Source organism: Verrucomicrobiia bacterium (genome assembly GCA_035495615.1).
Lineage (GTDB): Bacteria > Omnitrophota > Omnitrophia > Omnitrophales > Aquincolibacteriaceae > DATJFP01.
In genome coordinates, this window is the sequence record DATJFP010000078.1 from 47,477 (window position 1) to 57,148 (window position 9,672).

Genomic DNA, 9,672 nt, shown 5'->3' on the forward strand with positions numbered 1-9,672 from the left:
TCCTTATTTGCGCAGCTTGAACCCGGTGCGAAAAAGGTAAACCGTGTAAGCGAAAAGCGCGAAGAAAATGACCAGCACAATGCCGGCGCACAACCCCGCGGGCACGTCGGAAGTCCCGAGCATGCTGTAACGCATGCCGTTGATCATGTAAAACATGGGGTTCCACACCGTGAACGCGCGCAGGGCCGGCGGAACCATGTCCGACGAATGGAAGACCCCGCCCAGGAAAACCAGCGGAGTGATGACAAACGTGGTGGCAATGGTCAAGTGCTCCCATTCTTCGGCAAAAAGCGCGACCACCATACCCGCCGCGGAGAAAATGAGCGACACCAGGACGAGAAAAAAAAGCACCGCGACCGGATGCACGACTGGAAACCGGACAAAAAAAAGCGAAACGGCGTAGACGCCGGCGGCCGTCACCGCGCTGCGCACGAGGCCGCCGAGCAGAATGGCCAGGACCATCTCGAAATATGAAAGCGGCGTGACAAGCAGCTCCTCGATGTAATTCGCCCATCGCGAAATAAAAAGAGAGCTCGACGTGTTCGTGTAGGAACCTTCGATGACATGCATCATCACAAGTCCGGGAATCAGGAACTCCAGATAAGAGACACCCTTCACCTGCTGGATCTGGGAGCCGAGCGAGCATCCGAAAATCAGGATGAAGAGGAAGCTGGAAACAAGCGGCGGAATTACCGTCTGGCTGATGACCGACAGGAAGCGGTAAATTTCGCGCCACACCAGCGTCCAGAAACCGGTAAGGGCTTTCATGCGTGGTTTTTCTCCTTTTTTTCCGTCAGCCTGAGAAAGGCGTCTTCAAGGGTCGGGTGCCGGATGTCGATTTTCTCGACTTCCAGTCCCGCGTCATGGAGGATTTTCAGGACGCGCGTCACGCGGTCACCGACCTCTTCGAACCGCAGCATCTTGGCCTCGGCATCGGCAATCACCGAAAGCTCCGCAAGCTTTGGGGCAAGGCGCGCGGGGCTGTCTTTCAAATAAAGTTCCACCAGGTCTCCGCTGATTCTGCGGATCAAATCCCCGGTCGCGTCCATGGCCACGATGCTGCCCTCGTGGATGACGCCGATATGCCGGCAAAGCCTCTCGGCTTCTTCGATGTAGTGCGTGGTCAGGAAAAGCGTCACGCCTTCCTGGTTCAGCCTCTTCAGAAATCCCCAGAGCTGGTGGCGCAGCTCGAGGTCCACGCCGGCCGTGGGTTCGTCCAGAATCAGGATCTTGGGCCGGTGCATCAGGGCCCGCGCGATCAGGAGGCGCCGCTTCATGCCGCCTGACAGCTTTTTGTAATCCACCTTGCGCTTGGCGGTCAGCTCGAAAAGCTCCAGGAGTTCGTGCGCCCGGACAAGCGCCTGGCGCCGGGGAATCCCGAAATATCCGGCCACAAACACCAGGATATTTTCGACGGAAAGATACGGATCGAAATTGAATTCCTGCGGGACGAATCCGACGAGCGCGCGCGTCTTCCGGTATTCGGCGATGACATCATGGCCAAAAATCTTGACGGAGCCCCCGTTGAAATTCGCAAGGCCGGTCATGACGCTGATCGTCGTCGTCTTCCCCGCGCCGTTCGGCCCGAGGAACCCGAAAAAATCCCCCTCCCGGACTTCGAGGGAAACATCATTCAGCGCCTTCAGGTCCTTGTAATATTTGGTCAGCGATTTAATCGCAATGGCTGGCTGTGTCATGTAATTTTGGGGAGACGTCGTACGGTTGGGTTATGGGTTCTGGCGATTGATCGCCTCACGGTTGTGGCGGCCGCCGGATGAGGCCTTCTTTGGTCCCGATCGCGCCGTCATTTTCCCAACGGAAAATGGCGGTCACCGTCCGAGGCCATCCGTGGGCCTCGACGGTGCCGTCACTTTTTGACCAAAAAAGTGGCGGAGAGGGCGAGATTCGAACTCGCGAAACCTTGCGGTTTACTCGCTTTCCAAGCGAGCGCACTAGACCAGGCTATGCGACCTCTCCTGAATCATGAATTCGACGATTACCGGCGATCTTTGCGCAGGGCCTTGAAAAACGCCTGGAGCAGAGACCGCGATTCCTCCGCCAGGATTCCCGGAACAACCTTCAGGCGGTGGTTCAAACGATCGTCCTGCACCACGTTGTACAGGCTGCCGCAGCATCCGGCCCGCGCATCCTGCGAACCATAGACAAGCTGGGAACACTTGGTCACGACCAGCGCGCCCGCGCACATGGCGCACGGCTCCAAAGTCGCGTACAGGACCGCCTTTTCAAGGGAACCCCGGTGGTCTTTCTTGTCTTGAGACAAGGCTTCCGAGGCCTGGGTCAGGGCGATCATTTCGGCATGCGCCGTCGGATCGTGAAGGGTTTCCATCTGGTTATGGGCCCTCGCGATGATCCGGTTTTCAAAAACGACCACAGCGCCGACCGGGATTTCTCCCGCGTCAAAGGCCTTCACGGCCTGCTTGAGCGCTTCGCGCATAAAATGTTCGTGGGAGATGTCCTGCATCGCTTGTCCGTAAAGGACGGTTATTCTACTGGTTTTCCCCGGGCTTTTCTATGGTTGTTTTGGCCGCGCGGCCGCTTAGGCAAAAAAAGCCGCGGGGCGCAATGCCCCGCGGCTTTGATGCGAAAAACCCGGGCGGAGGGTAGGGTTCCGCCGTTTTGAAATTACACCGTTGTCGTGTTGCCGGCCCATTCCTGCCAAGCGTATTCGGGCTTGATGAGCGGACCTTTGTCGTCCTTGGGGAAATCAAAGGGACAGGTCACGGTGTCGATGATGCCGGCGCCGAGGCGGAGAATCGTGCGTCCGAAGCCGCCGAGAAGCCCCACGGTCCAGCCATAGGCCTTGCCTTCTTTATTGCTGGTGACATTGACCGTCCTCGCGATTTCGACCGGCGAAGAAATAATGTTTAAAAGGCCGCGGTTCAGCTTGTCCGACCATTTGTATTCACCGACCGTCAAATCCGCAAAGGCGGGGGTTGCCGACAACAAAAGCATGAGAGCCGTCATTCGCCATACATTCTTCATAATCTAATCTCCTTTTCTGATTCAATGCGATATTACGCCGCAAAAGTTTCTCCGAACGAACCTTTCGAACCGCCATACCTGCGGAAAATTTCGCCTGCGTCGCTGCGCCTTTGTTCATTTTCCACTTTGACGGCGACCAGAATCTGACCTTCCTGGATTTTTTTCTCAAACCGCGCGCCTTCTTCTTCAGACACTCCCCAGATCGAGAGGATCGCGGCAAATCCTTTTTCCGCGGCCTGCGTCGGCGCCTCGAGAAAGAGAGCGAGCAAGTCCCCGTCCGCCCTGAGAGGCCCCAGCCCGGGCAGGAAAAAAGTCTCGATTCCCTCGAAGAGTCCGAAGGCTTCTCCCAGAAGGCCCGCGGGAGCGCCCACGGCCGCGGGTGATCTCGAGCCTTCGAGGACCATCACGGAAACGTCCTGCATGAAAAATTCCGCTTCCAGCAGGTCCCGCACCGCCGGCATCACGTCTTCTTCGTTCACCGTTCCCAAAACCATTTCGTGAGCCATTGCTTAATCCTCCATGTCGAGTCCCAGATCATTGGCCCCGCGGCTTCTCGCAGTCTGCAGCAGCTTCCGTATCCCGGGATTCCAGTGCATGGCAAAATCCACCCAGCGCTTGGAAGAGAGCAGCCAGCCCACAAATCCGGCCGAAACCGCGCTTTCCGCGAAGCCCAGCCCCAGAAGCGCCCAGGCCCGGTGGCCCGGCCCTTCGGCCAGGAAAAAATAAGCCGCGAAGTGAAGCAGGACAATGCCCGCGAAAAAGAAGAGAAGCCCGAACAGCACGAAAAACAAAGTCATGAATCCGCTGCGCACACTTTGCACGGCCTTCAGGTAATAAATCGCGCCCTGAATCCGGGCCATGGTGACGGCTCCCTTCTGGTATTCCTTGAAAACGTTTCCCAGGCCCAGGATGCCCAGCTCCATCAAGCGGTTGGAAAGATGCGGCTTTTTCACTTTTCGTCCCCGTTGTTGTCCTGAGGGATCGCCGGCTGGCGGACCCGCGGCGCCGAGGCCTTGCGTCCGAACCTGACGCCGAAAAGAAAGGAAACGAACGCGACGGCGCCGACAAACGCCCACGGATTTTCGTGTGCCTGCTTGTCGACTTCCTTGGCCCTTTCGAAAATCTTCTCTTCTTCGTCCTGCAGTGCCTTGAAGAGCTGCTTTTTGGCGCTCTCCACGGCATGAAGGCCGTTTTCGGCTTTTTCCTGGATCGCTTCCGCGATTTGCCCGTATTTTTCGCCGATGAGTCCGTAAAGCTCTTCCTTCTTTTCCTTTGCGGCTTCATTCAAAAGGTCCACCACTTCATGCAGCTTGTCGTTCTTAAATCGCGTTCTCATGAGATCCTCCGTTTTTTCTTTTGCATCAGGCGGCTTCTTTGTGCGGCGACGCGGCATGGACCAGTTCCGGCTTTTTGACCGGCGGCAGCTCCATGGCCTGCTTTTTGGACGGCCGCGCGGGCGGAGGCAGAATCTCCAGCCGCACGGGCAATCCGGACTCCGCGGAACGGTACAACGCTTCGATGATTCGAACGTCGGCCAGGCCTTCGTACCCGGAAGGCTCGGGCTGCCGGTCGCGAAGTACGCAATCGGAAAAATAAAGCAGCTCCGGCCCGAACTGGTCCTTCATGGGAAACTTTTTTTCGGAGGTCTTGCTTCCGGCGATCACGCGCTGGCGCCGCGGCTGCGCGTATTCGTATCCGCCTTCCATGATGAGCTGCCCTTTAGAGCCGACCAGCCTGTAATCAGAAGTGTCCGCCGCGCCGAAGCTGGTCACGAAGGCCGCCAGCTTCTGTTTGGGGAAGCGCAGGATCGCGGAGGTCATTTCGTCGACCTGCTCGAAGCGTTTCTCGCCGTTGTTGGCGCTGAAGGCCGTGACCTCCACGGGCTCCGAACGGAAAAAATAGCGCGCGGCGTTGATGCAATAGATCCCGATGTCATAAAGCGTCCCGCCGCCCAGTTTTTTCTGGAGGCGGATGTCGCCGGACTTGACCTGCATGGAAAAAACGGAGTTAAACATGCGGAGATCGCCCAATTTTCCGGATTCCGCGATCTGGACGGCGGCCATGTTGGCCTTGTCGAAGTGAAGCCGGTAAGCGATCATCAGCTTCACCCGGTTTTGCTCCGCGGCCCGGATCATGGCTTCGCAGTCCGCGGACGTGACGGCCATGGGCTTTTCGCAGAGAATGTGGATGCCTGCCTTGGCGGCGCGCACTGTGTATTCCCGGTGCATGCTGTTGGGAAGCGCGATATAAACGGCGTCGATCTCGCCGCTCGCCATATAGGAATCGTAGAGGTCGTAGGTCAGGACGTATTTGCTGCGGTATTGCCGGCTGAGTTTCTTGAGCTTGGCCGCATCGTCGGAAACAAGCGCGACAAGCTCGGAGTTTTTTCTCGCATGCTCGAAGGCGGGGAGCACGGCATTCTGGGAAATGTAACCAAGCCCGACGACCGCATACCGGATCTTCCGGGACTTCTTTTTCCGCGGCTTGGCCATGTTTTTCCCTTTCTTAAGACCCGGCTCCGGCAGCTGCTGCCGGAGCCGGTAAACTGTTATCCCGCTTTACGCTGCTCGCGGTTTTCATCCTCAGGACGGTATCCGCCCTGCTTTTGCTGCTGTTGCGGATCATCGAAATCTTCGGCGTCTTCTTCGTCGGTCTCGCTCGTGTCACGCGGGCGGCGAGCTTCCTTTTCTTCTTCGAGATCCTCTTCGAACTCATCCTCGGCCTCAGAAGACAGCTGAGGATTGTCCGCCATGCGCCCCTTGCCGGCGGCGGCGGAAGCATCCTCTTCATAAGGCTGCTCACGCCCCGATCGATCCTGGGGCTCCCCGGCCTGTTCATTTTTACGTTTTTTTTTGGGATCCATACCGCATCTCCCTTCGGTAAAAGTTTAGATGAAGCTAAAAACTTTGCGTGCTATTTGCCTTTATGATGGCCCTTTTTCGAGTGATTTTTCATGACGGTGCGCGCCGCCACTTCCTCGGCTCTTTTGCCGTACCGGCCCGATTTTTTAGCGCTGTTTTTAATGTGCTCGTATTGACGCTGTTCCTTGGAACCGACCCCCCTGAGATGTTTTTTACCTGGCATAAGAGTCTCCTTTCCTGATTCCGCCGACAGCATAAGCGCGATCGCAAAAAGGCATAATCGGGGAAACGATCCTTTTTCTTTAAGGGGTCGTCTGACGGAGGCGGCCCGGTTTTTTGCCCGGATAAGGATACAAGGAATTCCCCGATAGCCGGGGCCGAGCTGGTTTTTTATGATGCCAGCCATTCGAAAGCGGAGGATCATCTGCTTTCATAACAATTAAAAATGAGGTGCTATCATGAAAACAAATGACCGTTGTTTTTTTGCGGCGGTGCTTTCGCTCCTGACGGGCCTGGTCTTCGTTTCTATGCCGGCCCGCGCGGAACAAAGCGTGCTTACAAACCTGCAGAACAAAGCCGCCGAGGCATGGGAAAAGCTGACGCCCGACGTCGAGGTGAACCGGGACGCTTATGTCCGCGTGACCGGCGACCGCCTGAATGCCTTGAAGCAGGGCATCCAGGAGCTCAAGAGCTCCCCCAGAAATGATTTCGAAGGCGAATCCTGGGAAGAAATCTCGACAGGCCTGGACCGGATGGAAACCGAGGCGGAATCGCAATACAATCGCCTGCAGACGGCCGTGGGTGACAGCTGGCGCGATAAGCGCTCGGATGTGGACAAGGCCCTGAAAGCGGCTCGCTCGGATCTCGACAAGGCCGCGGACAAAGTGCTTCCGGAAAGGGACGCTTATGCAGTGAAAACGGGGCAGCGTCTGGCGGAAATGAATGCACGCCTGCAGAAGCTGGAAGCCAAGCGCGCCGAAACCACGGATCAGGCCGAGCAGGCCAAACTCGACGGCCAGATCAAAGAGCTGAAAGACAGGCATGACGGCGCGCAGCAGCACCTGGATCAGCTCAAGACCGACAAGACCGAAACATGGAAGACACATCGTGACGCCATCGAGGCGCTTTTGAAATAATTCTGCGGAAGGTCAAACGACAGCCGCGGGAATTTCTCCCGCGGCTGTTTTTTTTGCTTAAAACGGCCTGACAGAAGGCGGTTCGGAGGGAGACGCCGGAGGTTCCGAAGGAGGTTCGACGCTCGGCGGCTCCTGAGGCAGGGCGGGCGCAGGTGCCGGGGGGCGCAGTGGCGCGGGCTCGCGGGCCGGAGCCGGTTCTTTTTCGGGTTCGACTTCGGGCTTGCCGCCTTTTTTTTCGGCGGCCGTTTGGCCCGGAATGCGAAAATGCGAATTCATGACTGCCGCCTTTCCGGGGATGTCTGGCTTAATAGACCACGGAACCTTTTTCGATCTGGTCCTTGCGGATTTCATACTCCCGCTGGTCGATCTTGCCGGCTTTATAATCGTCTTCGATTTGCTGCAATTGCTGCCTGGCGCGGAGCTCGTAAGCTGTCGCCGTGCCGCCTGCCCCGGCTCCTGTGCCGCCCCAAAACCAGCCGCTGCAACCCGCGGAAAATAAACAGATCGATACTAATGCCATGGCTGTTCTTAATTTCGTCATACATCCCTCGCTGTTTTTCTCGTTCGACGTTGTTGAAACTCACCGGTATTCCAGCACTCGCGGGGCAGACCGGCTATCGGGGATCGTCTTGATTTGGTTTCGGGGGATGCTGGCAAAGCCCTATCGAATGTTCAGCGTGTCCCCTATGGCAGGCGAAAGCGTTGCGGTCCAGTATGGTCGCGGGCATCTGCCCAGGAGGCATCTCATGAACGCAACCATCTTTACTCGAATCTTGGGCCTTACCTTTATTCTCGTCGGCATCGCGGGCACCGTGACAGGCACACACGCCCACAATCTGGTGATCTTCGGGATCAATATGCCGCACAACCTGGTCCACGTGATCTCCGGCGTCTTCGCCGTTTTTGCTTCGGGCCTGGGGCCGCGTGCGTCGCGGACCTTTTGCCGTATTTTCGGCGTTGTCTACGGCCTTGTCACGATCGCCGGTTTTGCGAGGATCGCGCCAGTGGTGTCCTATCTGAATATCAATGCCGCCGACAACTGGCTTCACCTGGCCATTTCCGTCTCCTGCCTCATCGCGGGCTTCGGAAACCGTAAGCATCGCCGCAAAGAACATCGGCCTTATCGCGAAGAAGCCCTGGCTGCCTAGCGGCCTAACCCTAAGCAGGGAGGCGTCATGGATTCCGAACGCCCTTCAAAAAAAAATTCTCCGGGCGACCCGAATGTGCCCGTGGATTTTTCCGACATCCTCAAAAAAACGGTCGTCATCCGCCGGCCCGTTTCCGAAGTTTATGCGTACTGGCGGGATCTGGAACATCTCCCGGGCCTCATGCCCTATCTCAATCTGGTGCAAGAGCTCGATCGCCGCAGGTCGCGCTGGCGCACGGAAGGGCCGGCCGGCGATGTCGAGTGGACAGCCGAGATCACCAATGACATCGAGAACAAACTGATCAGCTGGCGGACCCTCGATGGTTCCGATATCGAACACGCAGGCTCGGTGCAGTTCACGCCGGTTCCCGAAAGCCGCACCACGGAAGTGCTGGTGACTTTCGCATACAATCCTCCGGCGGGAAAAGCGGGAAAACTCGCGGCGAAAATTCTTCGGAAGGACCCGGAAAAAGAGATCGAGGACGCGCTCGACCGCTTCAAAGGAATGCTCGAAGCCGGCCCGGACGCAGAGATGGCAGCTTAGCCGCGGCATTTGCAAGATTGGCTTTCCTTCAGAACTCCTCTTTACAGCTGCAACCGCACCTCGAGAGGGATTCGCAGCAGAATTTCCCTATTTTATTTTTTCGGTCACGGCGACGACGATAAGCGGTGAGGTTCTGGCCTGTCAGAGGGTGGGCGGCATTCTTTTGCGCGGGGGCGTCATGATTTCCGGACAAAAAGTTCTGCGCTGAGCGGGGATAAGCTTTTTCAGATTCTCGAATCTGAGGGGCTCATCGTGGGGTTTTTCTTTCAGCATAAGACATCCTTTCTTTAGCCCCGTTATTTCGAATTGGAACATTTTAAACTTACGGTTTTTTTTCGCCATCGGGGCGAAGCCAGAAAAAGATTACGGGGTTCCCTTATAGGAGTTCGTTCACTTCGACTCTGGCGGGCAAAAAAAGAGCGGCAGATTGCCTGCCGCTTATTAGAACGCGCCCTAAAAACGAGTCGGCCACTACGGCTCGCGGGGCGAGCCTGCGTCGCCTCACCTCGCTCGCTGACGCGGGCCTTCGGCTTACCGCTTTTCCGGCCATAAGGCCGGCGCTCACTCGCTTCAACTCCTGGCGGACAAAAAAAGAGCGGCAGATTGCCTGCCGCTTATTAGAACGCGCCCGCCAGGAGTCGAACCTGGAACCTTCTGATCCGTAGTCTCCTTTAAAGCGGACAAGTGACTTTGAAGCAAAATACTCCCGCTACTACGGTTAAATCAATAATTTTTGCTCGCCCTTAAAAGGACGGTGTCAAAAAGGTGTCAGACTGTCGCGAGTGCGGGGACAAGCCGATCACCGCGGCGGACCAAAATGGCTCCTTCTGGCGGATTCGGATCGTAATCGGCCGCATCAAGGAAATGTGCCTTGTTGTCGGCATCAACCCAAAACAAAGTAATACGATCGCCGCAAAGATTGTTTAGGACAAACTGATTTTTTTCGGCGTAAGCGTGCACTTCCGCACCCAAGGCATCCTC

The 9,672-nt window shown here is 56.8% G+C and carries 16 protein-coding genes and 1 tRNA gene; 3 read left to right on the plus strand and 14 right to left on the minus strand.

The features are described 5' to 3' along the window. Positions 1 to 3: 3 nt before the first annotated feature. The 11 genes from VL688_10085 to VL688_10135 all read right to left on the minus strand — a co-directional run bounded on the left by VL688_10085 (position 4) and on the right by VL688_10135 (position 6,087). Positions 4 to 768: an ABC transporter permease gene (locus VL688_10085; protein HTL48392.1), complete on the minus strand. Its 765-nt coding sequence runs from the start codon at positions 766 to 768 to the stop codon at positions 4 to 6. Beyond that, on the minus strand, positions 765 to 1,697 hold the full coding sequence (locus VL688_10090; GenBank protein ID HTL48393.1) for an ABC transporter ATP-binding protein: 933 nt from the start codon (positions 1,695 to 1,697) through the stop codon (positions 765 to 767). Before VL688_10090 ends, VL688_10085 begins: the two co-directional genes overlap by 4 nt. A gap of 190 nt (positions 1,698 to 1,887) precedes the next feature. Next, positions 1,888 to 1,977 (minus strand) — tRNA-Ser (locus VL688_10095). A 19-nt stretch (positions 1,978 to 1,996) separates the two neighbouring features. Then, positions 1,997 to 2,482, minus strand: a complete 486-nt coding sequence (gene tadA / locus VL688_10100; GenBank protein HTL48394.1) for a tRNA adenosine(34) deaminase TadA — start codon at positions 2,480 to 2,482, stop codon at positions 1,997 to 1,999. 161 nt (positions 2,483 to 2,643) lie between these two features. Beyond that, positions 2,644 to 3,003, minus strand: a complete 360-nt coding sequence (locus VL688_10105; protein HTL48395.1) for an exosortase system-associated protein, TIGR04073 family — start codon at positions 3,001 to 3,003, stop codon at positions 2,644 to 2,646. Positions 3,004 to 3,035: 32 nt separating this feature from the next. Next, positions 3,036 to 3,509 (minus strand): hypothetical protein, encoded by a 474-nt coding sequence (locus tag VL688_10110; GenBank protein ID HTL48396.1) that lies wholly within the window; start codon positions 3,507 to 3,509, stop codon positions 3,036 to 3,038. Positions 3,510 to 3,512: 3 nt separating this feature from the next. Continuing rightward, positions 3,513 to 3,956, minus strand: a complete 444-nt coding sequence (locus tag VL688_10115) for a hypothetical protein (GenBank protein ID HTL48397.1) — start codon at positions 3,954 to 3,956, stop codon at positions 3,513 to 3,515. Continuing rightward, positions 3,953 to 4,339, minus strand: coding sequence for a hypothetical protein (locus VL688_10120; protein ID HTL48398.1), 387 nt, complete (start codon positions 4,337 to 4,339; stop codon positions 3,953 to 3,955). Before VL688_10120 ends, VL688_10115 begins: the two co-directional genes overlap by 4 nt. Positions 4,340 to 4,364: 25 nt before the next feature. Continuing rightward, positions 4,365 to 5,495, minus strand: coding sequence for a Gfo/Idh/MocA family oxidoreductase (locus VL688_10125; protein ID HTL48399.1), 1,131 nt, complete (start codon positions 5,493 to 5,495; stop codon positions 4,365 to 4,367). A 56-nt stretch (positions 5,496 to 5,551) separates the two neighbouring features. After that, positions 5,552 to 5,866 carry a hypothetical protein gene (locus VL688_10130; GenBank protein HTL48400.1) on the minus strand — a complete coding sequence of 105 codons (315 nt, stop codon included), beginning with the start codon at positions 5,864 to 5,866 and terminating at the stop codon, positions 5,552 to 5,554. A 50-nt stretch (positions 5,867 to 5,916) separates the two neighbouring features. Then, entirely contained in the window at positions 5,917 to 6,087 is a 171-nt protein-coding gene (locus VL688_10135; protein ID HTL48401.1) for a hypothetical protein, read from the minus strand. Positions 6,088 to 6,322: 235 nt separating this feature from the next. On the opposite strand from VL688_10135, the gene VL688_10140 reads away from it, so the two are divergent. Further along, a complete protein-coding gene (locus tag VL688_10140) occupies positions 6,323 to 7,000 on the plus strand; it encodes a hypothetical protein (GenBank protein ID HTL48402.1) in 678 nt (225 codons plus the stop codon). A gap of 57 nt (positions 7,001 to 7,057) precedes the next feature. On the opposite strand, the gene VL688_10145 is transcribed toward VL688_10140, so the two are convergent. Together VL688_10145 and VL688_10150 are read right to left on the minus strand one after the other, a co-directional pair. Beyond that, entirely contained in the window at positions 7,058 to 7,276 is a 219-nt protein-coding gene (locus VL688_10145; GenBank protein ID HTL48403.1) for a hypothetical protein, read from the minus strand. A gap of 28 nt (positions 7,277 to 7,304) precedes the next feature. After that, entirely contained in the window at positions 7,305 to 7,520 is a 216-nt protein-coding gene (locus VL688_10150; GenBank protein ID HTL48404.1) for a hypothetical protein, read from the minus strand. Positions 7,521 to 7,746: 226 nt separating this feature from the next. On the opposite strand from VL688_10150, the gene VL688_10155 reads away from it, so the two are divergent. Then, positions 7,747 to 8,148 (plus strand): DUF4383 domain-containing protein, encoded by a 402-nt coding sequence (locus tag VL688_10155; GenBank protein ID HTL48405.1) that lies wholly within the window; start codon positions 7,747 to 7,749, stop codon positions 8,146 to 8,148. A gap of 27 nt (positions 8,149 to 8,175) precedes the next feature. After that, a complete protein-coding gene (locus VL688_10160) occupies positions 8,176 to 8,691 on the plus strand; it encodes an SRPBCC family protein (GenBank protein ID HTL48406.1) in 516 nt (171 codons plus the stop codon). A 768-nt stretch (positions 8,692 to 9,459) separates the two neighbouring features. Here VL688_10160 and VL688_10165 read toward each other — a convergent pair. Beyond that, the coding region (locus VL688_10165) for a hypothetical protein (GenBank protein HTL48407.1) at positions 9,460 to 9,672 on the minus strand (213 nt) is incomplete at its 5' end.

What these genes read in the sequence shown, in the direction of transcription:
- VL688_10130 (HTL48400.1), bottom strand. Translation starts at nt 5,866, where the DNA reads ATGGATCCCAAAAAAAAACGTAAAAATGAACAGGCCGGGGAGCCCCAG.
- tadA (HTL48394.1), bottom strand. Translation starts at nt 2,482, where the DNA reads ATGCAGGACATCTCCCACGAACATTTTATGCGCGAAGCGCTCAAGCAG.
- VL688_10135 (HTL48401.1), bottom strand. Translation starts at nt 6,087, where the DNA reads ATGCCAGGTAAAAAACATCTCAGGGGGGTCGGTTCCAAGGAACAGCGT.
- VL688_10155 (HTL48405.1), top strand. Translation starts at nt 7,747, where the DNA reads ATGAACGCAACCATCTTTACTCGAATCTTGGGCCTTACCTTTATTCTC.
- VL688_10140 (HTL48402.1), top strand. Translation starts at nt 6,323, where the DNA reads ATGAAAACAAATGACCGTTGTTTTTTTGCGGCGGTGCTTTCGCTCCTG.
- VL688_10160 (HTL48406.1), top strand. Translation starts at nt 8,176, where the DNA reads ATGGATTCCGAACGCCCTTCAAAAAAAAATTCTCCGGGCGACCCGAAT.
- VL688_10125 (HTL48399.1), bottom strand. Translation starts at nt 5,495, where the DNA reads ATGGCCAAGCCGCGGAAAAAGAAGTCCCGGAAGATCCGGTATGCGGTC.
- VL688_10110 (HTL48396.1), bottom strand. Translation starts at nt 3,509, where the DNA reads ATGGCTCACGAAATGGTTTTGGGAACGGTGAACGAAGAAGACGTGATG.
- VL688_10085 (HTL48392.1), bottom strand. Translation starts at nt 768, where the DNA reads ATGAAAGCCCTTACCGGTTTCTGGACGCTGGTGTGGCGCGAAATTTAC.
- VL688_10105 (HTL48395.1), bottom strand. Translation starts at nt 3,003, where the DNA reads ATGAAGAATGTATGGCGAATGACGGCTCTCATGCTTTTGTTGTCGGCA.
- VL688_10120 (HTL48398.1), bottom strand. Translation starts at nt 4,339, where the DNA reads ATGAGAACGCGATTTAAGAACGACAAGCTGCATGAAGTGGTGGACCTT.
- VL688_10150 (HTL48404.1), bottom strand. Translation starts at nt 7,520, where the DNA reads ATGGCATTAGTATCGATCTGTTTATTTTCCGCGGGTTGCAGCGGCTGG.
- VL688_10090 (HTL48393.1), bottom strand. Translation starts at nt 1,697, where the DNA reads ATGACACAGCCAGCCATTGCGATTAAATCGCTGACCAAATATTACAAG.
- VL688_10145 (HTL48403.1), bottom strand. Translation starts at nt 7,276, where the DNA reads ATGAATTCGCATTTTCGCATTCCGGGCCAAACGGCCGCCGAAAAAAAA.